This is a genomic window from Kaistia hirudinis (genome assembly GCF_014196455.1).
GTDB lineage: Bacteria > Pseudomonadota > Alphaproteobacteria > Rhizobiales > Kaistiaceae > Kaistia > Kaistia hirudinis.
The window spans coordinates 22,314-43,943 of sequence record NZ_JACIDS010000009.1 but is presented as its reverse complement, the minus strand read 5'-3'; the positions used below and the strand labels follow the sequence as shown (position 1 = coordinate 43,943).

At 65.8% G+C, this 21,630-nt stretch carries 22 protein-coding genes; 10 read left to right on the top strand and 12 right to left on the bottom strand.

Going from position 1 to position 21,630, the window contains the following annotated elements:
* Positions 1-230: 230 nt before the first annotated feature.
* From GGR25_RS24430 to GGR25_RS24415, 4 genes are read right to left on the bottom strand one after another with little or no spacing between them, the layout of a single operon-like run.
* Positions 231-812 (bottom strand): dihydrofolate reductase family protein, encoded by a 582-nt coding sequence (locus GGR25_RS24430; protein WP_183401521.1) that lies wholly within the window; start codon positions 810-812, stop codon positions 231-233.
* Positions 813-826: 14 nt separating this feature from the next.
* A complete protein-coding gene (locus tag GGR25_RS24425; RefSeq protein WP_183401520.1) occupies positions 827-1,186 on the bottom strand; it encodes a nuclear transport factor 2 family protein in 360 nt (119 codons plus the stop codon).
* A 20-nt stretch (positions 1,187-1,206) separates the two neighbouring features.
* The gene (locus tag GGR25_RS24420; RefSeq protein WP_183401519.1) at positions 1,207-1,680 is read right to left on the bottom strand and encodes an SRPBCC family protein; all 474 of its coding nucleotides are present in this window, start codon (positions 1,678-1,680) and stop codon (positions 1,207-1,209) included.
* Positions 1,677-2,027, bottom strand: a complete 351-nt coding sequence (locus tag GGR25_RS24415) for an ArsR/SmtB family transcription factor (protein ID WP_183401518.1) — start codon at positions 2,025-2,027, stop codon at positions 1,677-1,679. Before GGR25_RS24415 ends, GGR25_RS24420 begins: the two co-directional genes overlap by 4 nt.
* 148 nt (positions 2,028-2,175) lie before the next feature.
* On the opposite strand from GGR25_RS24415, the gene GGR25_RS24410 reads away from it, so the two are divergent.
* Positions 2,176-3,261: a Gfo/Idh/MocA family protein gene (locus tag GGR25_RS24410; RefSeq protein ID WP_183401517.1), complete on the top strand. Its 1,086-nt coding sequence runs from the start codon at positions 2,176-2,178 to the stop codon at positions 3,259-3,261.
* 104 nt (positions 3,262-3,365) lie between these two features.
* Positions 3,366-3,689, top strand: coding sequence for a rhodanese-like domain-containing protein (locus GGR25_RS24405; protein WP_183401516.1), 324 nt, complete (start codon positions 3,366-3,368; stop codon positions 3,687-3,689).
* 11 nt (positions 3,690-3,700) lie between these two features.
* On the opposite strand, the gene GGR25_RS24400 is transcribed toward GGR25_RS24405, so the two are convergent.
* Positions 3,701-4,429 carry a FadR/GntR family transcriptional regulator gene (locus tag GGR25_RS24400; RefSeq protein WP_246410322.1) on the bottom strand — a complete coding sequence of 243 codons (729 nt, stop codon included), beginning with the start codon at positions 4,427-4,429 and terminating at the stop codon, positions 3,701-3,703.
* A 396-nt stretch (positions 4,430-4,825) separates the two neighbouring features.
* Here GGR25_RS24400 and GGR25_RS24395 point away from each other — a divergent pair, with 396 nt between their 5' ends.
* From GGR25_RS24395 to arfA, 4 genes are all read left to right on the top strand, one after another.
* Positions 4,826-6,100: an extracellular solute-binding protein gene (locus GGR25_RS24395; protein WP_183401515.1), complete on the top strand. Its 1,275-nt coding sequence runs from the start codon at positions 4,826-4,828 to the stop codon at positions 6,098-6,100.
* A gap of 61 nt (positions 6,101-6,161) precedes the next feature.
* A complete protein-coding gene (locus tag GGR25_RS24390; RefSeq protein WP_183401514.1) occupies positions 6,162-7,040 on the top strand; it encodes a carbohydrate ABC transporter permease in 879 nt (292 codons plus the stop codon).
* On the top strand, positions 7,037-7,906 hold the full coding sequence (locus tag GGR25_RS24385) for a carbohydrate ABC transporter permease (protein WP_183401513.1): 870 nt from the start codon (positions 7,037-7,039) through the stop codon (positions 7,904-7,906). The genes GGR25_RS24390 and GGR25_RS24385 overlap by 4 nt, the downstream gene beginning before the upstream one ends.
* Positions 7,907-7,974: 68 nt before the next feature.
* Entirely contained in the window at positions 7,975-9,486 is a 1,512-nt protein-coding gene (gene arfA, locus GGR25_RS24380) for an arabinosylfuranosidase ArfA (RefSeq protein ID WP_380147712.1), read from the top strand.
* Positions 9,487-9,553: 67 nt separating this feature from the next.
* Here the strand turns inward: arfA and GGR25_RS24375 are convergent, their stop codons facing one another.
* Positions 9,554-10,984: a DUF1254 domain-containing protein gene (locus GGR25_RS24375; RefSeq protein WP_183401511.1), complete on the bottom strand. Its 1,431-nt coding sequence runs from the start codon at positions 10,982-10,984 to the stop codon at positions 9,554-9,556.
* A 293-nt stretch (positions 10,985-11,277) separates the two neighbouring features.
* On the opposite strand from GGR25_RS24375, the gene GGR25_RS24370 reads away from it, so the two are divergent.
* The 3 genes from GGR25_RS24370 to GGR25_RS24360 are packed head-to-tail and all read left to right on the top strand — an operon-like array spanning position 11,278 to position 12,787.
* The gene (locus GGR25_RS24370; protein ID WP_183401510.1) at positions 11,278-12,021 is read left to right on the top strand and encodes a heme ABC transporter permease; all 744 of its coding nucleotides are present in this window, start codon (positions 11,278-11,280) and stop codon (positions 12,019-12,021) included.
* Positions 12,018-12,197 carry a heme exporter protein CcmD gene (gene ccmD, locus GGR25_RS24365; protein WP_183401509.1) on the top strand — a complete coding sequence of 60 codons (180 nt, stop codon included), beginning with the start codon at positions 12,018-12,020 and terminating at the stop codon, positions 12,195-12,197. The genes GGR25_RS24370 and ccmD overlap by 4 nt, the downstream gene beginning before the upstream one ends.
* Positions 12,194-12,787: a DsbE family thiol:disulfide interchange protein gene (locus GGR25_RS24360; RefSeq protein ID WP_183401508.1), complete on the top strand. Its 594-nt coding sequence runs from the start codon at positions 12,194-12,196 to the stop codon at positions 12,785-12,787. Before ccmD ends, GGR25_RS24360 begins: the two co-directional genes overlap by 4 nt.
* 168 nt (positions 12,788-12,955) lie before the next feature.
* On the opposite strand, the gene GGR25_RS24355 is transcribed toward GGR25_RS24360, so the two are convergent.
* From GGR25_RS24355 to dapF, 4 genes are all read right to left on the bottom strand, one after another.
* Entirely contained in the window at positions 12,956-13,558 is a 603-nt protein-coding gene (locus GGR25_RS24355) for a septation protein A (RefSeq protein ID WP_183401507.1), read from the bottom strand.
* Positions 13,559-13,623: 65 nt separating this feature from the next.
* Positions 13,624-14,751 carry a signal recognition particle-docking protein FtsY gene (gene ftsY / locus GGR25_RS24350; protein WP_183401506.1) on the bottom strand — a complete coding sequence of 376 codons (1,128 nt, stop codon included), beginning with the start codon at positions 14,749-14,751 and terminating at the stop codon, positions 13,624-13,626.
* A gap of 3 nt (positions 14,752-14,754) precedes the next feature.
* Positions 14,755-16,026: a tRNA (N(6)-L-threonylcarbamoyladenosine(37)-C(2))-methylthiotransferase MtaB gene (gene mtaB / locus GGR25_RS24345; RefSeq protein WP_183401505.1), complete on the bottom strand. Its 1,272-nt coding sequence runs from the start codon at positions 16,024-16,026 to the stop codon at positions 14,755-14,757.
* 38 nt (positions 16,027-16,064) lie between these two features.
* Positions 16,065-16,946, bottom strand: coding sequence for a diaminopimelate epimerase (gene dapF / locus GGR25_RS24340; RefSeq protein ID WP_183401504.1), 882 nt, complete (start codon positions 16,944-16,946; stop codon positions 16,065-16,067).
* A gap of 240 nt (positions 16,947-17,186) precedes the next feature.
* Between dapF and pncB the strand changes: the two genes are divergently transcribed.
* The gene (pncB, locus tag GGR25_RS24335) at positions 17,187-18,503 is read left to right on the top strand and encodes a nicotinate phosphoribosyltransferase (protein WP_183401503.1); all 1,317 of its coding nucleotides are present in this window, start codon (positions 17,187-17,189) and stop codon (positions 18,501-18,503) included.
* A gap of 5 nt (positions 18,504-18,508) precedes the next feature.
* Here pncB and GGR25_RS24330 read toward each other — a convergent pair whose 3' ends face one another.
* Together GGR25_RS24330 and GGR25_RS24325 are read right to left on the bottom strand one after the other, a co-directional pair.
* Positions 18,509-19,777: a glucoamylase family protein gene (locus GGR25_RS24330; RefSeq protein ID WP_343068163.1), complete on the bottom strand. Its 1,269-nt coding sequence runs from the start codon at positions 19,775-19,777 to the stop codon at positions 18,509-18,511.
* A complete protein-coding gene (locus GGR25_RS24325; protein ID WP_183401502.1) occupies positions 19,774-21,558 on the bottom strand; it encodes an ABC transporter ATP-binding protein/permease in 1,785 nt (594 codons plus the stop codon). Before GGR25_RS24325 ends, GGR25_RS24330 begins: the two co-directional genes overlap by 4 nt.
* Positions 21,559-21,630 lie beyond the last annotated feature (72 nt).

The following is a 21,630-nucleotide window of genomic DNA, read 5'->3' as shown; positions in this document are numbered from 1 at the left end:
CGCTCGACCAGCGGCGCGACATTGCCGCACTCGTTGAAGGTCGGGATGACGACGCTGAGCTCGGGCACGAGATCGGCGGGACGGACTTCCATCAGAGGCTGATTCATCCTCGACCCTCGCGCGGGCAGTCCCGCGACCCTATGGCTGCGGCTGGGCCATCACCCATCGGGACAGCCGTGAAACCGTCCGACCCGATAGCTCGCGCGACAGGCGAAGTCCAGCCGTGCCGCTCAGGCGCGTCGGTGAGGATCGCGGTAGTGCAGGATGATCGCGCCGGTATCGAGCGTGCGGCTCTCGATCAGTTCGAGTTTGAAGCGCTCATGGCCGCCGCGAAAGAGCGGGTTGCCGGCGCCGAGAACGAGGGGTGTGATCATGAAGCGATATTCGTCAAACAAACGGTGTCGCATGCACCAGGATGCGATGCCCGCGCCGCCGAACATGACGATGTCGCCGCCGGGCTCTGTTCTGAGCCGCTCGATCTCCGCGGCGACATCGCCGCTGACGATCCGCGAATTGTCCCAGACCGGAGTCTCCAGAGAGCGCGAGAACACGACCTTTTCCAGCCTGTTCATCAGCGGCGCATGGTCGATCCGCGCGGCTGGGCTGTCGGGGTCGGTTGCGGCGGGCTGCCAGAAGGCGGCGTTCATCAGATAGCAGACGCGGCCATAGAGGATCGTCCCGGTCGTTGCGAGATTGGGTTCGACCCAGTACCGCGACAGGTCGTCCGACCAGTCCGGCGGCACGAATTCGTGGTTCGGCCCCTCGATGAAGCCATCGAGGCTCATGAACATCGACAGGATCACCTTGCGCATGGTCACGTCTCCCATCAATCCGACTGCTTGAGGATCTCTTTCGGTATGAAACCGAAGAAGACGTCGATCGAGCGCAACTGTCCATCGGCAAAGCGGAACAGCTCCGCATTGCGAAAGGTTCCGCCCGACTTGCCCTCGGTTTCATAGACGATGACGCAGTTCGACCCGTCCACAAAGATCGCCTTGTCGTCGCGAAAGCGGAACGAGCCGGCATGGGGCCAGCAGCGCGTGAAATAGGCCTCGCGGCTGATGTGGTCGTCGAACGGGCTGGTGAAGGTGAAGTCGGGCGCGAGCAGCGCTTCCATCGCCGCGCGATCGGCGGCCTGGAAGGCATCGAAATAGCGCCGGGCCAATCCCGCGATTGCGTTCTCCATCGAAGCGTCCTCCTCGGGGGTCAGTGGGCGGCGTCGCCATGGGCGAGCGCAGCGCCGAGCTGGTCGAGCAACAGGCGCGTGCCGTGCTCGCGGCTGCCGGCATCGTCATAGCCGTCCAGGAACACGCCCTGCTCGGTGAACTTGAGTGCCGTGCCGCCATCCGCCGGCGCAAACTCGATCGTCGTGAGCGACACCGAAATCCGGTTCGCGTCGAGGTGCATGTCATAGGTGAAGACGATGCGCTCATTCGGCACGATGTCCTGATAGAGCGCGTCGAAGCGGTGTTTCGGTCCCTCGGCCGGGCCGCCGGCGTTCAGCTCCCGCCCGCCGACGCGAAAATCGACCCGATGTTCGCTCGGTCCCCATTCCGACGGGCCGACGAACCAGCGCGCCTTCAGCTTCGGATCGGCGAAGGCGGCGAAGACCCGTTCGGGCGTCGCCGGATAGTGCTTCTCGATGACGAAAGTCGCGTGAACGGCGGATCGTGGGCTCATGGTGTCCTCCCTTTGTCCTCGTCGCCTTGTTCGGCGAGAAACGCGCCGAGCTGGTCGAGCCGGTGTTCCCAAAACAGGCGCCGCTCGTGAATCCAGGTCTCGGCCGCGCGCAGCGCCGCCGGCTGGATCGCGCAAGTGCGAACGCGGCCGACCTTCTCGCTCCGCACCAGCCCGCTCGCCTCCAGCACCTGCAGATGCTGCACGACCGCAGGCAGCGACATGGCCAGCGGCGCGGCAAGCTCGCTCACGGAGGCCGGGCCGCGGCAGAGCCGTTCGACCATGGATCGCCGCGAGGCATCGGCCAGAGCCTGAAACATCAGGTCGAGAGCGGACTGACTGTTAAGCATGTACTTAAGTATTGCCTTTGCGAGGGCCTGTCAATCACGCCGGAGGCGCGCCCGTGGGTGACGGAGGCATCGGTTTTCCTGCCGCTTGAAACGATATAATCTCCGCGAGGCCGCCGGCCGGCGGTGATCCGAGACCCGAGGTGAGTTGATGGCGCCCTATCCCTTCGCGATCGTCGGTACGGGCTGGCGGAGCGAATTCTTCCTGCGCATCGCCGCGAGCCTGCCGGAGCGCTTCCGGGTCACGGGCCTCGTGTCGCGCAGCGCCGAGCGGCGCGAGGCGTATGCACGAGACTGGGGCGTGCCGGTCTTTGCCTCGATCGAGGCTATGGCGGCGACGGCGGAGGCGGGCTTCACGGTGGTCTCGGTGCCGCGCGCGGCGGTCGTCGACCAGATTGCGGCGCTCGCCGCCTGCGGCATGCCGATCCTGGCGGAAACGCCGCCGGCCGAGGATCTCGCCGGGCTGCTCCGCGTCGGCGCGCTCGTCGCTGGCGGCGCGCGCGTGCAGGTCGCCGAGCAATATTTCCTGCAGCCGACCCATGCCGCGCGGCTGGCGCTGATCGCATCCGGCCGCATCGGCACGCCGAGCTATGCCCATGTCGCGGTCGCGCATGGCTATCACGGCACCAGCCTGATCCGGAAATATCTCGGCATCGGCTTCGAGAACGCGACGATCGCCGCCCAGGCCTTCGCGCTGCCGATCGTGAAGAGCCCGGACCGCTATCAGCCGCCGGCGAACGAAGAGATCGTGCCGTCGGCGCAGACCATCGCGACCTTCGATTTCGGCGATCGCCTCGGCGTCTTCGATTTCACCGGCGACCAGTATCACGGCTGGATCCGCACGCCGCGCCTCACCGTCCGCGGCGAACGCGGCGAGATCGCCGGCGACGCGCTGACTTATCTGCGCGACCAGCGCACGCCCGTCTTCCTGAAGCTCGAGCGCCGCGACACCGGCCATTTCGCCAATCTCGAGGGCTATCACAATGACGGTATCCTCGCCGGCGGCGACTGGGCCTATCGCAACCCCTACCCCGAGGCGCGGTTCAGCGACGACGAGATCGCGGTCGCGGCCTGTCTCGATGGCATGCGGACCTATGTCGAGACGGGCGTGCCGTTCTATTCCTTCGCGGAAGCGGCGCAGGATCACTATCTCGCGCTGACGATGGACGAAGCCGCCGCACGGCGCGCGCCGGTGACCACGACGACGCAGCCCTGGAGCGCGCTCGGCACGCCTTGACGGACCGTCCTTACATTCATATCTGTGAATGTAAAGACGGTCCCCGTCCGAGACTTGCTATCCCCGTCCGGCCACGCCGGACTCCGCATGAGGTTCAATAGGAAATGACGTCAACCCTGACGCTCGTCGAACTCGCCCCTGCTGATGTCGCCGCCCGTCTCGCCGCCGGCGAGATCCGCCTGATCGACGTGCGCGAGCCGCAGGAATATGACGCCGCCCATATCGAGGGCGCCGAGCTCTTTCCGCTCTCGACCTTCGATCCGGCGGCGATCCCGCCGGGCGACAAGCCGATCGTGTTCCAATGCGCTGTCGGCGGGCGTTCGGCGCGGGCGGTCGAGGCTTGCCTCGATGCCGGCCTGCCCAACAACCAGCATATGCGCGGTGGCATCCGCGCCTGGATGGCCGCGGGTCTTCCGGTCGTCGGCTGAAGCCTGCGCGCCTATTCGGCTGCGTCGACCGTGAGCGGCAGCAGCCGCTCGCGGGCCGCGGCCAGCAGGTTCTCCATCGCCCGCGCCGCCTCCTTCGGCCGTCGGCCGACGATCGCGGTGCGGACGGCGTCGTGCAGCGCGATGTCCTCGCTCGGCGGGCCGGCATGGCGCTGCAGCATCTCGGAGGAAACGCGCAGCGCCGATTTGACCGCGCTGCCGATCGTCACGAACAGGCCGTTATGCGAGGCGTTGATCACGGCCAGGTGGAATTCGAGCGCCGATTCCGAGATCGTCTTCACCGGCAGCCTCTGCTCATGGGCGGCGGCGAGCTCGACGAAATGATGATCGATCAGCGCATGATCCTCAGCCGTCCCGTCGCGGGCGGCGAGATAGGATGCGCGCGGCTCGAAGCATAGCCGCATCTCGAAGATGTCCTCGACGATCTTGACGTCGAACTGGGCCTGCAGCCGCCAGGCGAGCACGTCGCGATCGAGCAGGTTCCATTCCGAGAAGGGCAGCACGCGGGTGCCGACTTTCGGCGACACCTCGATCAGCCTCTTGCCGGCGAGGCTCTTCACCGCCTCGCGGACCGTGGTGCGCGAAACGCCGTAATATTCGCAGAGTTCGCTCTCGATCGGGAGCGCCGCACCCGGCCCGAAATCCCCCGAGACGATCCGCACACCAAGATGGTTCGCCACCTGGGAGCTCATCGTTCCGGCAAGGATTTCCCGCTCAAGCATCCCGCGCTCTCCCGACACGCTCTTCCCCTACGCGGTTTCTTCTCGTTCGGCCATCCCTGCCCCGGGTGGCCGTCGCGGCTGCCGACCGCCGGTTGACAAAGGCGGCGATCAAAACCATGATCCCATGCATATGATAATACCATTGGGAGGAATTAGGGAAAGGTCGTCGGGAAAAATCGCCAAGGCGTGACCCGGAGGAGCGGCATCTCCCGATCCGACTTCGCAGGACGAAATGAACGGCGCCCGCACGGGCCGCCGCAGAGTTTTCTTTGCGTTGCGCCGGCCGGAGACGGCCGGAACAAAGCGTCACGGCCAAGCCCGGACGCCGAGAAACGTCGCCGGAGGAGAGGCCTTATGGAAGGCCTGGGGAGGCGACTCAAAGGAGGAGGAAACGACATGCGTGGATTCTTGCGAAAGGCTCTCGCCACCGCGGCGCTTCTGGCACTCACCGCCGGCGCCCAGGCGAAGGAAACCGTCGTCTGGTGGGACTTCCTCGGCGGCGGTGACGGCGTCCGCATGAAGAAGCTGATCGAGGACTTCAACACCGATCACAAGGACACGATCGAGATCCAGGCGACGACGCTCGACTGGGGCACGCCCTTCTATTCCAAGGTCCAGACCTCGGCCGCTGTCGGCGCCGGCCCGGACCTGATGACTTATCACTCCTCGCGCATCCCGCTCGCGGTGGGCCAGGACACGCTGACCGAGATCACGCCCGAGGACATGACCGTCATGGGGCTCAGCGAGGCCAGCTTCGCCAAGGCGCCCTGGGCCGCGGTCCATGTCGACGGCAAGCAATATGCGGTGCCGTTCGATCAGCATCCGATCGTTCTCTACTACAACAAGGACAAGCTGGCGGCCGCGGGGCTGATCGGCGATGACGGCCTGCCCAAGGGCCTCAACGGCGTCGACAATTTCGCCGCCGCGATGAAGAAGCTGCAGGATGGCGGCACCAAATACGGTCTGGCGACGGTCACCGCCAATGGCGACTTCGCGTATCGCACCTTCTATTCGCTCCTGTGCCAGCAGGGCGGCGTGGTCGGCGGCGACGGCAACTGGCTGCCGGGCGACAATCTGCAGAAGATGGTCAATGCGGTCCAGGTCGAGGCCGATTGGGTGAAGAACGGCCATGCGCCGGCCAATACCGACTATCCGTCGACCGTCGCGCTGTTCACGACGGGTGATGCGGCCATGATGGTCAACGGCGTCTGGGAAGTACCGACGATGACCGACCTCCAGGCGCAGGGCAAGCTGTTCAACTGGGGCGCCATCGAGCTGCCCGTCCTGTTCGACAAGCCCTGCACCTATTCGGACTCGCATACCTTCGCGATCCCGAACAACAAGGGCAAGCCGCAGACGCCGGAGAAGCACGCCGCCGTGCTCGAGGTGATCAAGTGGATGGAGGATCATGCGCTCTTCTGGGCGACGGCCGGCCACATTCCTGCGAACAAGGCCGTGACGGACTCGGCCGAGTACAAGGCCATGCAGCCGCAGGCGACCTATGCGCCGCTCACCGCCAACATGATCTATGATCCGCAGTCGAAGTTCGCCGGCGTCGCCTCGCCGCTGTTCGACGCCGCCGGCAATGCGCTGACGCCCGCGATCAATGGCGAGGTCGATGTGACGACGGCCGTCACCGAGTTCCGCGACACGCTGAACGACCTCCAGTAACGCGATCCCATTGCGCTCCCATGGCCGGTCTCCGGCCATGGGACAGTGGAACGAGGCCGCAATGCTGAAAAGCCGGAAGAGCGAAGTCCTGGCGGCGATCGTCCTCGCCGGCCCCTTCGTCGCCCTCTATGCCTGGATGTTCATCTACCCGACCATCCAGATGGTCCATCTGAGCTTCCAGAACGCGCCGCTGATCGGCGAAGGCACCTGGGCCGGACTCAAGAACTATACGAAGCTGCTCTCCGACCGCACGTTCAAGACCGCGGTCTGGAACACCGCCTATTTCGTGCTGCTGACGGTCGTCCCCGGCACGGCGGTGGCCCTCGCCATCGCGCTGATGGTAAGCCGCCTCAATGGCTGGTTCCAGAGCATCATCCTCGCCATGTTCTTCGTGCCCTACGTCCTGCCCGTGACCGTGGTCTACATCCTCTGGGACTGGATGGTGAATGTGCAGTTCGGCGTGCTGCAGCCCGTCATCGCGCTGTTCACAGGCAAGCCGGTCAATGTCTGGCGAACGATCCCCTGGTTCATGCCGGGCGTCGCCATCGTCACCATCTGGTGGACCAATGGGTTCTCGATCCTCCTCTTCCTCGCCGGCATCCGCAATATCCCGAAGGAGATCTACGAGGCGGCGCTGCTCGACGGCGCGTCGCGGACCCAGGTGTTCTGGCGGGTGACATGGCCGCTGCTGTGGCCGGTCACGGTGCTCTGCCTGACGATCCAGCTCATCCTGCAGCTCAAGATCTTCGACCAGGTCTATCTGTTCTCGATGGGCGGCCGGACGCAGGTGACCATGGTGATGGTCCAGTACATCTTCGAGCAGGGCTTCCAGCGCAACAATGGCGGCTATGCCGCGACCATCGCCGTGGCGCTGTTCGTGATCGTCGTCGCCGTGTCCGTGCTGCAGCTCCAGGCGGCCCGTCTGCGGAGGGGCACATGACCGAGACATCGCCCGCCTCGCGCGCTTACATCGCTGGCCGCCGCGGCCATTTCGATGCCGGCGCCGTCCTTCTGACGATCCTGACGGTGATCTGCGCCTGTCTCTGGTTCTTCCCGATCTATTGGGCGCTGGTGACGAGCTTCCGGCCCGAGGACGAGACGGTGAAGAGCATGAGCGTGTTGCCGCTCCAGCCGACACTGGACGGCTATCTCTACATGATCCGCAATTCGAACCTCGCCATCTGGTACGTCAATTCGACCATCGTCTCCGTGTCCGTCACGGCGCTGGTCGTGCTGCTCTCGGCCTGCTGCGGCTATGCGATCTCGCAGCTCCGCTTCCCCGGCCGCACCGCGCTCTGGTGGATGATCCTCGCCAGCTTCATGATCCCGGTTCCGGCGCTGATCGTGAACCATTTCGTGATCATCGCCGGCGTCGGGCTGGTGAACACGCATCTCGGCATCATCCTGCCGATGCTGATCGCCCCGGTGACGGCCATCATCTACAAGCAGTTCTTCGATTCCGTGCCGAAGGAATTCCGCGAGGCGGCCGTCATCGACGGCGCGAACGAGTTCCAGCTCCTGTTCCGCATCTTCCTGCCGATGAACTGGGGCATTACCACCGCCCTCGCGATCATCACCTTCATCGGCGCCTGGAACGCGTTTCTCTGGCCATTTCTCGCCGCGCAGGACGAGCGGATGATGACCGTGACGGTCGGCATCACTTCGGTGCAGGACGCGTTCGGCGTCTATTACGCCAAGCTCCTCGCCGGAGCCGTGCTCGCCGGCTTCCCCGTCACGGCCGCCTATCTCCTGTTCCAGCGCCGCGTGACGCAGGCGATCACGCTGTCGGCCGGCATTAAAGGCTGACCCCTTCCACGCAATCCCGCACCGCGAACCGCCGCCATTCCCTCGAGACCCGAAAGACCTCTGCCATGCTGAAAGCCCGCCTGATCGTCGATCGCGATTTCGTCCTCTCCGACCTCGACCGGCGCATGTTCGGCGCTTTCGTCGAGCATATGGGCCGCTGCGTCTATGGCGGCATCTATGAGCCCGGCCATCCGACTGCCGACGAGCAGGGCTTCCGCGGCGACGTGCTGGAGCTGACGCGCGAGCTCGGGCCCACCATCATTCGCTATCCCGGCGGCAACTTCCTCTCCGGCTATAATTGGGAGGACGGCGTCGGGCCGAAGGAAGACCGGCCGGTGCGGCGCGACCTCGCCTGGTTCTCGACCGAGACGAACCAGTTCGGCACCAACGAATTCATGGACTGGTCGAAGAAGGCGGGCATCGAGCCGATGTTCGGCGTCAATCTCGGCACCAAGGGCCCCGACGAGGCGCGCCAGTTCCTCGAATACTGCAACCATGCCGGCGGCTCGACGCTCTCGGAACTGCGCAAGACCCATGGCTACGAGAAGCCGCACGACATCAAGTTCTGGTGCCTCGGCAACGAGATGGATGGCCCCTGGCAGATCTGCCACAAGACGGCGGAGGAATATGGCCGCGCCGCGCTTGAAACGGCGAAGGTGATGCGCTGGGTCGATCCGACGATCCAGCTCGCCGCCTGCGGCTCATCGCATCGCAACATGCCGACTTACGGCGCCTGGGAATATCAGGTGCTCGAGCATTGCTATGACGAGGTCGATTTCATCTCGCTGCACACCTATTTCAACAACAACGCCGATTCGACCGCCGAATATTTCGGCGTCATCGAGCTGATGGACGCCTTCATCAAGGAGGTCGTCGCGATCTGCGACGCCGTCGGCGCCAAGCGCCGCTCGCAGAAGCGGATCATGCTGTCCTTCGACGAGTGGAACGTCTGGTACAAGACCCACAAGATCGAGCATATGCGCAAGCCCGGCTGGCCCGAGGCCCCGCCCCTCATCGAGGAAGTCTACAATGCCGAGGACGCGCTGGTCGTCGGCGGCGCACTGATCGCGATGATGAACAATGCCGATCGGGTGAAGACCGCGTGCCTGGCGCAGCTCGTCAACGTCATCGGCCCGATCATGACCGAGACCGGCGGCGCCGCCTGGCGCCAGACGATCTTCCACCCCTTCGCGCTCGCCTCGAAGTTCGGCCATGGCCGCGTGATGCGGACGGTCGTGGACTCACCGTCCTATATCGCCAAGTCGTTCCCGGAGATTCCGTATCTCTACGCGACGGTGGTCGATAATCCCGCCGACGGCACGACGACGGTGTTCGCGCTCAATCGCAGCCTCTCCGATCCGCTCGAGGTCGAGGTCGAGCTGCGGGGGCTCGGCAAGAACCGCGCGCTGGTCGGCGCGACGGAGATCCACCATTCCAATCTGAAGGCGGTCAATACCAAGGACGCGCCGAACACCGTGGTGCCGAAGGAAAATGGCGACGTGGTCGTGGACGGCGAGACGCTTCGCATCAAGCTGAAGCCGGCCTCGTTCAACGTGATCACGACCAAGGCCGTGCACTGAGCGGCCGGGAAACGGCCGGAATGGACTCCCGCGCCTCGGGGGCGCGGGAGTCCTGGCCCTGGAAGACTCAGCCCGCCTTGGTCACCGGGGGAATGACCCAGGATCCATCGAGGATGGAAGGCTGGCTCTCGTCGGGCCAGTAGAGGCGCAGCATCAGGTTGAAGCGGCCCTTAGGCGAAGGCAGCCAGTTGGCTTCCTTGCCGGCACCCGGGCTCTCGTTCTGGATGAGAATCACGAGCGAACCATCCGCCTCGTAGACCGGGTTGGTCCGGATGCTCATGGAGTAGCGGTTGATCGGGTTGGCGACGAAGAACATCGCCTCGTCATACATGGTCAGCGACCAGAAGCCCTTGACCGGGGGCAGCTGGCCGGCCGGGAAGCGGAGCACATAGTTCTTCGATCCGTCATAGTGCCGGTGATGCTCATCCTTGAGCGACGTCGGATAGACGGCGTCCTGCGGCCGGTTGGCGCCGAGGCCGATCGCGGTGATGAGCGCGCGCTGCAGATAGTCGGTGCCATAGACGCCGGTCTTGGTCGTATAACCCCAGCCATTGATCTCCTCGACGTCACCATGGCTGTCCTTGAAGTGCAGCATGATGCGATCGAAGGAAAGCGACGGCAGGCGCTTATCCCAGCGCTTGTCGACCGACTTCGGATCGAAGGATTCGCCCGCGACGAGACCGATCGTCTTGAACTGTTCCAGCGCCGGCGCGTCGGCGGGCGCGGGCGGGTTGCGCTTCATGAGATCGGCCAGGAGCGTGAAATACTCCGCCGCCGTGAACGCGTTGACCTGGTCGCGGACCGGCGTCTTCATGTCGATCGACGGATCGACCTTGCCGGCCGGCGGAACATAGTCCGGGCCCTTGCTGAGCGGGTAGAGCTTGAACTGGTCCTGCAGCGCATGGACGGCGGCATAATCCTCCGGCGTGCCCGTGCAATAGATGCGCCCGAGCATCCAGACCATGCTGGTCGGCGATTTGAGCTGCACCATGCCGTCCGGCACCGTGCCCGACCAGCCGGGGCCGGTGACGAGATAGGTCTGCGCGCCGGTGCCGGTCGTGCGCGAGCCGGGGACCTGGAAGACGTCGGTCCAGCCGGAGAGGAAGGGCAGCAGGAAATAGCGGCCCTTCATGTCGGGGACGCTGACCACCCAGGGCTCGTCGCCGACATCGAAGAAGGCGGTCGTATAGAGCGTGTCCGCGTTCGGCGCGGTCACGTCGCGGAAGCTCGCATCCGGATAGCTGCGCAGCTTGATCAGCGTGCCCTCGGGGCCGCGGGATCCTTCCTGCTTCGCGACATTGGTGACGATCCGCCGCGTCATCTCCATGGTGACGAGCGGATAGCCGAAGACATAGGCGTCCGAAGCAATCCGGAACTCGTCGGTCGTCTCGACGAGATCATGGATCGGCCCGTCGAGCGCGAACGCCGCGCCCGACAAGGCGGGCATGGCCAGCGCGGCAGCGCCGCCCAGCATCAGATTTCGACGCGAGATCGTCATAATTTTCTTCCTCGAATGCACATGCTCGCCTTCGGCACTCCGCTGAAGGTACTTCCATCAATAGGGAAGGCAGTGGCGATTCACTTGCCAAATCACGACAGTTCGTCGCGATTGATCGCTATCGTTGCCGGACGGACCCACCCTCTGCCCTCTTGTCCCGGCCGCCATCGAGCCGTGTCCGGCCGGCCCTGCCCCGGCGTCGCCCGCGCGATGACGGGTTGTGCGCGGCAATTTGATCCGTTCGGGAGTGCGGAGCGTTGCGGGAAGCCGGCACCCCGCCTATTGAGGTGGACATGGCGCTGATCGACCTCGCAAACCCGACCCGCTTCATGGCGCTCGCCGGCCGGATCCTGCCGTGGCTCTGGGCGGCGACGGCCGTCGTGCTCGGCCTCGGCCTCTATCTGGCGCTGTTCGTCGCCCCGCCCGATTACCAGCAGGGCGAGACGGTGAAGATCATGTTCATCCATGTCCCGGCCGCCTGGCTGTCCATGTTCGGCTATGGGCTGATGGCGGCCTCGGCGCTCGGCACGCTGGTCTGGCGCCATCCCCTCGCCGATGTCGCCGCCAAGGCGATCGCGCCCGTGGGCGCCGCCTTCACGCTGATCGCGCTCGTCACCGGCTCGCTCTGGGGCAAGCCGATGTGGGGCACATGGTGGGTTTGGGATGCGCGGCTCACCTCGGTCTTCGTGCTCTTCCTGATGTATCTCGGCCTGATGGCGCTCTGGAGCGCGGTCGAGGATCCGAACCGGGCCGGACGCGTCGCGGCGGTGCTGATCCTCGTCGGTTCGGTCAACATCCCGATCATCAAGTTCTCGGTCGATTGGTGGAACACGTTGCACCAGCCGGCCTCGGTCTTCCGCATGGGCGGCTCGACGATCGATGCGAGCCTGCTCTATCCGCTTTTCATCTGCGCCGTCGGCGCGACGCTGCTCTTCCTCGCGCTCGCGCTGATGGCGATGCGCAACGAGATCCTGCGCCGCCGCATCCGCGCGCTGGAACTGGTCGCCGTCGCCTCCGCCTCGGGGGCCGCCGCGTGATCGACCTCGGCAATCATGCGTCCTTCATCCTCGCCGCCTATGGCGCGACGGCCGTCATCGTGATCGCGCTGGCGCTGTGGATCGTGCTCGATGGTCGGGCGCAGCGCCGCCGCCTCGCCGCGCTGGAAGCGCGCGGCATCCGCCGCCGCTCGGCGAAAGGCGGGAGCGCGTCATGAGCGATCCCAAGAGCGCGAGCGAGACGGCGCGGCCGCGGCGCCATCCGCTTTTTTGGGTGGTGATGTTCGCGCCGCTCGTCGTCGTCGCCGCGCTGTTCACCATCTTCCTCGTCAGCCTCGAAAAAGGCGGCGATCCCGCGCTCGTCCCCTCGGTGCTGGTCGGCAAGCCGGCCCCCCTGACCAAGCTGCCGCCGCTCGCGGGCATGAACCTTCCCGGCCTCGATACGGAGGCGCTGAAGGGCAAGCCCACGCTGGTGAATGTCTGGGCGTCCTGGTGCGCGCCCTGCCGCGCCGAGCATCCGATCCTGGAGCAGCTCGCGAGCGACCCGCGCATCCGTCTTGTCGGCATCAACTACAAGGACCAGGCGGACAACGCCGCCCGCTTCCTTGGCCAGCTCGGCAACCCCTTTGCCGCGATCGGCGTCGACGCAAACGGCCGCACGGCGATCGACTGGGGCGTCTATGGCGTCCCCGAAACCTTCCTCCTCGGCCCCGACGGCACCATCCGCTACAAATTCATCGGCCCGCTGGACGAGGAAAGCCTCAAGGCAAAGCTGATGCCGGAGATCGAGAAGGCGGTTGCGGGCTAGCGCACCGTCGGCATCGTTCATTCTCCGTCATCCCGGCGAAAGCCGGGATCCATGCAGCCTGAAGCGCGTGGCCGCTTGCCGCCTCGGCTGTAGGGATCCCGGGTCGAGCCCGGCAATGACACCTGTTCGGGATGAATGAAGGGCGCTCAGCGAACGGCTGTCGAAAGACTACTCCGCCGCCTTCTTGTCCTCGATCGTCGTCCGGTTGATCAATGGCAGTTGCAGCAGCGTGAAGACGAAGGTCAGCGGCATGATGCCGAAGACCTTGAAATTCACCCAGATATCGGTCGGGAAGGTCCGCCAGATCACTTCGTTGAGCACGGCGAGGACGAGGAAGAAGACGCCCCAGCGGAAGGTGAGCTTGCGCCAGCCTTCATCGGTCAGGTGGAAGACGGAATCGAAGACATAGCCGAGCAGCGCCTTGCCGAAGAGAAGGCCGCCAAGCAGGGTGAGCCCGAACAGCGCGTTGACGATGGTCGGCTTCATCTTGATGAAGGTTTCGTCGTGCAGGTAGAGGGTCAGCCCGCCGAAGACGACGACGACGATGCCGGTGACCAGCGGCATGATCGGCAGGCGCCGCGTCAGCGCGAAGGAGACGGCGAGCGCCACCAGCGTCGCGACCATGAAGGCGCCTGTCGCCCAGAAGATGTCGAGGCGGGCATTGGCGAAGAAGAACACGCCGAGCGGGCCGAGCTCGAGGGCGAGCTTGAGGATCGGGTTCAGATCCTTGTGCTTGGGATCGTTCGGCGCGCGTTCGAGCAGGTTCGTCATCGTCCGCCTTCGTGTGGTGGTCGGTCCGAGATAGGGCGGATCTCGGTCGGGTTAAAGGATTTTCGTCACGTCGCGATGCCGGCGATGGCGCGGGCGAAGTCGTTCGCCTCGAAGGGCTCGAGGTCGTCGACGCCTTCGCCGACGCCGATGAAGTGGATGGGAAGGCCGAATCTCGCCGCGATCGCCACCAGGATGCCGCCGCGCGCCGTGCCGTCGAGCTTGGTCATGACGAGGCCGGTGACGCCGGCTGTGCGGCCGAAGATCTCGACCTGCGAGAGCGCGTTCTGGCCCGTCGTCGCATCCAGGGTGAGCAGCACGGTGTGCGGCGCGCTCGGATCGTGTTTCTTGATGACGCGGATGATCTTTTCGAGTTCCGCCATCAGCTCGGCGCGGTTCTGCAGCCGGCCGGCCGTGTCGATCAGCAGCACGTCGGTGCCGTTGGCCTGCGCTTCCTTCAGCGCGTCGAAGGCGAGGCCGGCCGCGTCGGCCCCGGTCGCCCGCGCGATGACGCTCGCGCCGGTGCGCTGACCCCATATCTTCAACTGCTCGACCGCCGCGGCGCGGAACGTGTCGCCGGCCGCGAGCATCACGGAACGGCCCTCGGCGCGGAACTTCGCCGCCAGCTTGCCGATCGTCGTCGTCTTGCCGGTGCCGTTGACGCCGACCACCAGGATGACATGGGGCTTCCGCGCCCCGTCGATCACCAGCGGCCGGGCGACGGGCGTTAGGACGCGGCCGACTTCCTCGGCGAGGATCGCCTTGACCTCGTCGCCCTCAATCTCCTTGTCGAAGCGGCCCTTGGCGAGCGCCTCCGTGATCGCGCTCGCGGTGGCGACGCCGAGATCGGCCTGGATCAGCAGATCCTCGAACTCCTCCAGCGTCGCGGCATCGAGCTTGCGCTTGGTGAAGACCGAGGCGATGCCGTCCGTGATCGCGCTCGAGGACCGCGACAATCCCGCCTTGAGGCGCTGGAACCAGGAAAGGCGCGGCGCGGGTGCCTCGGCAACGACCGGCGCCTCCGGGATCACGGGAAGCGCGGGTGGCTCCGGGGACGTCGGTTCGCTTGCCGCCGCCTCGAAGGTCTCTTCGGCCTCGGCCTCGATTTCCGGCAGCTCGGTCTCGGGCGTCTCGACCGTCGTCTCCTTGCCGCCGCTGAAGATGCGGCGGAAGAAGCCCTTCTTCTCTTCACTCATGGGTCAGGCCGCCTGTTCCAATGCCGCTGCAATAAGTTCCCCGCCGGATCGTCCGGTGATCCGGACCGGCAGGATGGTCCCGGGCGCCACGCCGTCGATGCGGACGGGCGCGAACTGCTCGGTCCGTCCCTTGCCGCCGCGCTCGACCAGGACGGACCGCGTGCGCCCGATCTCGCCGTCGAGAAAGGCCGAAAGCCGGCGTGCGCCCTCGGCGCGCAGCCGCGCCGCCCGCGCCTTCACTTCTTCTTTCGCCAAGGACGGCATCCGGGCGGCGGGCGTGCCCGGCCGCGCGGAGAAGGGGAAGACATGCAGGAAGGTGAGGCCGCAATCCTCCGCGAGGCGAAGCGTATTGGCGAACATCGCCTCGCTCTCGGTCGGGAAGCCGGCGATCAGATCCGCCCCAAATACCGCGTCGTGCCGTTCGCGACGCACGGCCTCGCAGAAGGCGAGCGAATCGGCGCGGAGGTGCCGCCGCTTCATCCGCTTCAGGATCATGTCGTCGCCGGCCTGGAGCGAGAGATGGAAATGCGGCATCAGCCGCTCCTCCGTCCCGATTGCGCGCATCAGTGCCGGGTCGACCTCGATCGTATCGAGCGAGGACAGGCGGAGGCGCAGCAATTCCGGCAGGAATTTCAAGATCTTGGTGACCAGCGTGCCGAGCGTCGGCTTGCCCGGCAGGTCCGCGCCATAGGCGGTGATGTCGACGCCCGTCAGCACGATCTCGCCATGGCCGGCCTCGACCAGGCGGCGGATCTGCTCGACCACGGCGCCCATCGGCACGGAGCGCGACGGGCCGCGGCCATAGGGAATGACGCAGAAGGTGCAGCGATGGTCGCAGCCGTTCTGGATCTCGACAAAGGCGCGGGTGTGCCCGTCCATGCCGGCGACGAGATGGCCGGCCGTCTCGCGCACCGCGGCGATGTCGGCGACATTCGCCTTATTTTCCAACGTGTTGGAGAAATCGTAGGAGGCGCCGAGCAGCTTCTCCGCATTGCCGAGCACGCGGTCGACCTCGGGCATGGCGGCAAAAGCGGCCGGGTCGATCTGTGCCGCGCAGCCGGTGACCACGATCCGCGCATCGGGCCGCTCCCGCCGCGCCCGGCGGATCGCCTGCCGCGCCTGGCTCACGGCTTCCGCCGTCACGGCGCAGCTATTGACCAGCACGGCATCCTCGAGACCCGCCTCGCGGGCGCGCTGGCGCATGACCTCGGATTCGAGGGCGTTCAGGCGGCAACCGAATGTGAGGACGTCGAGAGACTGGCGCGCTGCGGTCATGGCTCGTTAATGGCCGAAAGCCGGCGGAAAGGCCAGCCTCAGGCCGGAACCGCGTGCTGTTCGGCCACGGTGATCGCCAGTTCGTCCCCGAGCGCGATCGTCCCGGACCATTCATATTCGGCCGGGCCGGTCATCAGGATGTGGTCGTCGGCACGCCATTCGATCGACAGCACACCGCCCGGCAGCGTGACGTCGACGCTGCGCCCGGTGCGACCGGTCCGTGCGGCGCAGACGGCGGCGGCGCAGGCGGCCGAGCCGCAAGCCCGCGTCAGGCCGACGCCACGCTCCCAGACCTTGAGCGTCAGCGCATGGTCGCACGTGACGGAAGCCAGCGAGATATTGGCGCGCTCCGGGAAGAGCGGATGATGCTCCAGCATTGGGCCGATCCGCGCGAGGTCGATGGCCTCGACATCGTCGACCCAGAAGATCGCATGCGGATTGCCGACATTGACGACTGACGGCGAATGCAGGATCGGCGCGTCGATCGGGCCGACCTGCAGTTCGATCGCGCGCGTATCGGCGAAGGGCTCGGCGAGCGGGATCTCCTGCCAGCCGAAGCGCGGCGTGCCCATGTCAACGGTGATGCGCGACGCATTCTCGGCGCGCACCGCGAGACGCCCCGCCGAGGTCTCCAGCACATGCTCCGGCCGGCCGCTCTCATCGGCGAGGACCAGCGCGACGCAGCGCGTTCCGTTGCCGCAGGCGCCGGAGACCGAGCCATCGGTGTTGAAGATCGTCATGAACGCGTCGGTGCCGGCGCTCCGCGGCGGCTCGATCGCCATCAACTGGTCGAAGGCGGTGCGCGGGTCGGCGGCGAGGCGGCGTGCGGTCTCTCCATCCAGGCGACGACCGGCGCCGCGGAGGTCCACCACGGTGATCTCGTTGCCGATTCCGTTCATCTTGACGAAGGGGATGGTCATGCCGCGCCTGCTGCCACGGGCGTTCCGAGCCTCGCTCGTCGGACCGCCATGGGCGACTATATGGCGGATGGCCGGCCGAATTGCCAGCCTGAGACTCGCGGGCCTTGCGGTGGGCCTTTCAGCCTGATTGATTGCGTGAAACGCTTCAAAGCGTGACGTCGGACGGCCGGGCCCACCGGTCGCCATGCCTTCAGGAGGGAACGCCACCGCCGTTCCTCCGCTTCGCCGGACGGACACTTCATGACGCTCGATATTGCGACACGCGTCTACAATCACGGCTTCCGGATCGATCCGATCATCCGTTCGCTGCTCGACACCGATTTCTACAAATTCCTGATGCTGCAGCTGATTCGGGAGAAGAACCCCGATGTGCGCGCGACATTCGGCCTGATCAACCGGACCAAATCGGTGCGGATCGCCGATGCGATCGACGAGCGCGAGCTGCGCGACCAGCTCGATCATGCCCGCACCATTCGCTTCCAGAAGAACGAACTGATCTGGCTCGCCGGCAATTCGTTCTATGGCGTGAAGCAGATCTTCAAGCCCGAGTTTCTGGACTGGCTGGCGGATTTTCAGCTGCCCGAATATGACCTGCACCGCACCGCGGACGGACAGTATGAGCTGCTGTTCGAGGGGCCCTGGTGCGAGACGACGCTCTGGGAAATCCCGGCGCTTGCGATCGTCAGCGAATTGCGCGCCCGCGCCGCGGTCAAGGGCATGAGCCGCTTCGAGCTCGACGTGCTCTATGCCAAGGCGAAGGCCAAGCTCTGGGGCAAGATCGAGCGGCTGCGTCTGCTCGGCCGCGAGGGGCCGCTCAAGATCGCGGATTTCGGCACGCGCCGCCGCCACGGCTTCCTCTGGCAAAAGTGGTGCGTCGAGGCGCTGCAGGAGGGGCTCGGCGAGAATTTCGTCGGCACCTCCAACGTCAAGATGGCGATGGATGCGGGCCTCGAGGCGATCGGCACCAATGCGCATGAGCTGCCGATGGTTTATGCCGCGCTGGCCGAGACCGACGCGGCGCTGCATCAGGCGCCTTATGCGGTGCTGAAGGACTGGGCCGAGATGTATGACGGCAATCTGCTCGTCATCCTGCCGGATACCTATGGCACCACGGCGTTCCTCAAGGATGCGCCGGAGTGGATTCTCGCCTGGAAGGGCATCAGGCCGGATTCGAAGCCGCCGATCGAAGGCGCCGAAGAGGCGATCGCCTGGTGGGCCTCGCATGGGCTCGATCCGCGCGAGAAGCTGATCGTCCTGTCCGACGGCATGGACATCGACACGATCGAGGATGCGGTCCGCCATTTCCGCGGTCGCGTCAATCTCTCCATCGGCTGGGGCACCAACGTCACCAATGATTTCCGCGACTGCGCCCCTGACGGCAAGGACGACCGCCTCGCCGCCATCTCGCTGGTCTGCAAGGTGGTCGAGGCCAATGGACGGCCGGCGGTCAAGCTCTCCGACAATGCCAACAAGGCGACGGGCCCGGCCGAGGAGATCGCGCGCTATCGCCGCGTCTTCGGCCAGGACGAGATCGCGCGTCAGCCCGTTCTGGTCTGAGCGCGTCAGACGCCGACGATGTGCGGGCTCGTGAAGCCGAGCCTTTCGAGCCCGCGCCGCACCTGCGGATGCCGCATCACCAGCTTCCAGAGGAGGCCGGTGCGGTGGTTCTCGATCATGGCAATGATTGGTCCCTGGTCGATGGCGAGATGCGTCGTCGCATACCAGTCTTCCGTCTCGCTGAACGCGTCGACGAAGCCGAGGTCGCGCCAGATCCTCTCGCCGAGATCGTCATGAAAATGGCGCAGCGCCCGCATCGCCTCGTCCGGCAGGTAGGGCAGGCTCGACAGGGCGGCCGTCGGCGCGATCACGCCGAGATCATTGTCGGGCGCATGCGCTGAATAGCCATGCACGCTGTCGCTCGCGGTCAGGCCCCAGCAATCCGGGCCATAGCCGGCATAGCCCTTCGGGTTGCGGACGCAATATTCGTAGTTGATCCGGGCATGCGCCAGGTTCTGGCGCCAATAGTCGGTATAGGCGTCCGTGAGGCCGCGCGGATCGAGGCCGCAGAAGGAATAATGGGCGAAGAAGAGCGGCCCGCCGCCATCGGGGCCGAGCGGTAGCTCGATGCCCTCGTGCCGGCGGCGGTTGATGAAGGTGCGGCTCTGGGCATAGCCATTGTGATAGACGCGCGGCCCGATCGCGTAGTCCTCGGAGCCCGCCGCGAGGACGAACACGATCAGGCACTCGTTCCAGCCGAGCAGTTCGTGGTTCATGGCGAAGCCGTTATTCGGGCTCCAGTGCCAATAGAGCGCCTCGCGGCCGCCCTGTGTGAACCAATTCCACTCGACCGACCGGGCGAGGCCGGCGATCTTCCCGCGCAAAGCGGCCTCGCGGCCGTCGCCATCGAAATAGACTTCGGCCGCGAGCAGGCCCTGCAGCAGGAGCGCGGTCTCGACAATGTCGGCGCCGTCATCCTTGCCCCAGAAGCGGATGGTCCGGCCCGTGCTGCCATTCAGAAAATGCGGGAACGCGCCGTGATAGCTGTCGGCGCGCTGCAGGAAGCCGACGATGCGGTGCAGCCTTTCGACGGCCTCGCTGCGCTCGATCCAGCCACGCTCGGCCGCGACGATGATCGCCATGGCACCGAAGCCGGTGCCGCCGGTCGCGGTCCATTCGTCATCGCCGCCGAAGCGATCACGGGCGAGGCCGCTCACCGGGTGGCCGAAATCCCAGAAATAGCGGAACGTCTGGCGCTGCACCTTGTCCAGCAACGCCTCGTCGTCGAGCGTCGCGCCGTCCCGCGCCGTCCGCTGTCCGGTCTTCGCCATCATGGCTTCTCCACCTCGATTGCGGCCTCGTCCACCGGTGTCGCCACCAGCTGGACCGAGCGATTATAGAACGGGTCCGTCGAGGGAGCGCGGGACAGGGTGACGAAGGTGGATTTCGCCAGCTCGCCGTCGAGGATCGAGCGCAGGATTTCGCGCAGATTCTCCTCGATCTGGTCCATGGACTGCTCGCAGAAGATCCATTCCGGCTTCAGCAGCAGCAGCCGGGCGAAGGTCAGCCGCTCCTCCTCGTCGAAGGAAAGCTCCCGTCCCCAGCGCGAGCGCCGGTCGAGCGAGGTCGAGAGGCGTCCGAGCCCCACGCGCTCGAGCGCATTGACCAGCTCCGGATCGGTGAAGCGTCCGGCGGTGCTGGGATATGTGATTGCGGCGCGCAATGACCCGTCCGGGACATAGGGCCGCTCGGGCAGGAACATCGCCTTGTCGCGCGAGGGCAGTTCGATGGAGCCTGCGCCCCAGGGCCAGAGCCCTGCGAGCGCGGAGAAGAAGGCGCTGCGGCCCGTGCCCGTGCGGTCGATCACCGCGACCCGGTCGCCCGGATCGATCGTGACGTTGTCCTCCTCGAGCCGGAGTTCCGAACCCGAGGTGACGATGCGGACATGATCGAAGGAGAGGTGGCTGTTCTCGCCGAAGCGGTAGTCGATCCGCTCGCTGGCCGCAGGCGGATTTTCGATGTCGACCAGCGCCTCGCGAAAGGCCATGACGCGGGACAGCGTGGCGCGCCAGTCGGCGATGGCGCTGAAATTGTCGACGAACCAGCGCAGCGAGTTCTGCACCTGGTTGAACGCGCCGACGACCATCATCAGCTGGCCGAAGGAGAGCTGGCCGCCGAAATAGCCCGGCGCGGCGATGACGATCGGCGCGACGATGCCGAGCCAGCCATAGCCCGACGTGACCCAGGTGAGCTTGGTGATCGACGAGACCAGACGGCGTGTGATAGCGACGACCCGTTCGAGCTCGTCGTTCATCCGCGACTTTTCATCCTGCTCGCCGGCATTGAGCACGATTCCGTCGGCATTCTCGCTGACCTGGACGAGGGCGAAGCGCATATCCGCCTCGCGGGCATAGCGCTCGACGCCGATCGCGATCAGCGGCCGGCCGACGCGCCAGCTCACCAGCGAGCCCGTGGTCGCGAAGATCAGCGCGCACCAGACCATGTAGCCGGGCACCACGATGCTGGTGCCGTCGAAGGTCAGCACGATGCCGCTCGAAAGCACCCAGAGCACGCCGATGAAGCCGATCAGCAGCAAGGTCGACTGGAACAGCCCGATGCCGAGGCCGGCGGACAGCTCGGCGAGATGGCGGGCATCCTCATGCACGCGCTGGTCTGGATTGATGCCGATGTCGCCGGCTTCCTGCAGCAGTACCAGGCGCCGCGGCGCCAGCCATTGATCGAGCAAGTCCCGCGTCAGCCATTTGCGCGATTGCAGCGTGATGGTCTGGTTGAGCCAGGCCTGCGCGACGTTGAGCGCGAGCAGGACGCCGGCGATGCCGCAGAACTGGAGCAGGTAATAGAGGAAGAGGTGGACGTTCTTCTGCTCGATCGCGTCGTAGAACGGCTTGTTCCAGGCGTTGAGCACCACCTGCATGCCGGCGGTGGCGACGATGACCGTGATGATGCCGCCCGTCAGCAGCAGGAAGGTGCGCCGGCCGGAGGAATACCAGAGGGCGCCGATGAAGCCCTTGAACTGCCTGGCAAATTCCGTGAACTCAGCGCCGAGCCCTTCTTCGGCCTGGCGCTCGCCCGACTGCACGCTCGATTCCGTCATGCCGTTGCGCTCCTCCGCCGCTCCACCATAACCAATGGTGCGGGGAAATCTCGTTTCAATCGGCACGGTCCG

Bases quoted from the DNA above. Each gene is read 5' to 3' on its own strand.
- GGR25_RS24430 (WP_183401521.1), bottom strand. From the start codon at position 812: ATGCGCAAGGTGATCCTGTCGATGTTCATGAGCCTCGATGGCTTCATC.
- GGR25_RS24425 (WP_183401520.1), bottom strand. From the start codon at position 1,186: ATGGAGAACGCAATCGCGGGATTGGCCCGGCGCTATTTCGATGCCTTC.
- GGR25_RS24420 (WP_183401519.1), bottom strand. From the start codon at position 1,680: ATGAGCCCACGATCCGCCGTTCACGCGACTTTCGTCATCGAGAAGCAC.
- GGR25_RS24415 (WP_183401518.1), bottom strand. From the start codon at position 2,027: ATGCTTAACAGTCAGTCCGCTCTCGACCTGATGTTTCAGGCTCTGGCC.
- GGR25_RS24410 (WP_183401517.1), top strand. From the start codon at position 2,176: ATGGCGCCCTATCCCTTCGCGATCGTCGGTACGGGCTGGCGGAGCGAA.
- GGR25_RS24405 (WP_183401516.1), top strand. From the start codon at position 3,366: ATGACGTCAACCCTGACGCTCGTCGAACTCGCCCCTGCTGATGTCGCC.
- GGR25_RS24400 (WP_246410322.1), bottom strand. From the start codon at position 4,429: ATGCTTGAGCGGGAAATCCTTGCCGGAACGATGAGCTCCCAGGTGGCG.
- GGR25_RS24395 (WP_183401515.1), top strand. From the start codon at position 4,826: ATGCGTGGATTCTTGCGAAAGGCTCTCGCCACCGCGGCGCTTCTGGCA.
- GGR25_RS24390 (WP_183401514.1), top strand. From the start codon at position 6,162: ATGCTGAAAAGCCGGAAGAGCGAAGTCCTGGCGGCGATCGTCCTCGCC.
- GGR25_RS24385 (WP_183401513.1), top strand. From the start codon at position 7,037: ATGACCGAGACATCGCCCGCCTCGCGCGCTTACATCGCTGGCCGCCGC.
- GGR25_RS24375 (WP_183401511.1), bottom strand. From the start codon at position 10,984: ATGACGATCTCGCGTCGAAATCTGATGCTGGGCGGCGCTGCCGCGCTG.
- GGR25_RS24370 (WP_183401510.1), top strand. From the start codon at position 11,278: ATGGCGCTGATCGACCTCGCAAACCCGACCCGCTTCATGGCGCTCGCC.
- GGR25_RS24360 (WP_183401508.1), top strand. From the start codon at position 12,194: ATGAGCGATCCCAAGAGCGCGAGCGAGACGGCGCGGCCGCGGCGCCAT.
- GGR25_RS24355 (WP_183401507.1), bottom strand. From the start codon at position 13,558: ATGACGAACCTGCTCGAACGCGCGCCGAACGATCCCAAGCACAAGGAT.
- ftsY (WP_183401506.1), bottom strand. From the start codon at position 14,751: ATGAGTGAAGAGAAGAAGGGCTTCTTCCGCCGCATCTTCAGCGGCGGC.
- mtaB (WP_183401505.1), bottom strand. From the start codon at position 16,026: ATGACCGCAGCGCGCCAGTCTCTCGACGTCCTCACATTCGGTTGCCGC.
- dapF (WP_183401504.1), bottom strand. From the start codon at position 16,946: ATGACCATCCCCTTCGTCAAGATGAACGGAATCGGCAACGAGATCACC.
- pncB (WP_183401503.1), top strand. From the start codon at position 17,187: ATGACGCTCGATATTGCGACACGCGTCTACAATCACGGCTTCCGGATC.
- GGR25_RS24330 (WP_343068163.1), bottom strand. From the start codon at position 19,777: ATGATGGCGAAGACCGGACAGCGGACGGCGCGGGACGGCGCGACGCTC.
- GGR25_RS24325 (WP_183401502.1), bottom strand. From the start codon at position 21,558: ATGACGGAATCGAGCGTGCAGTCGGGCGAGCGCCAGGCCGAAGAAGGG.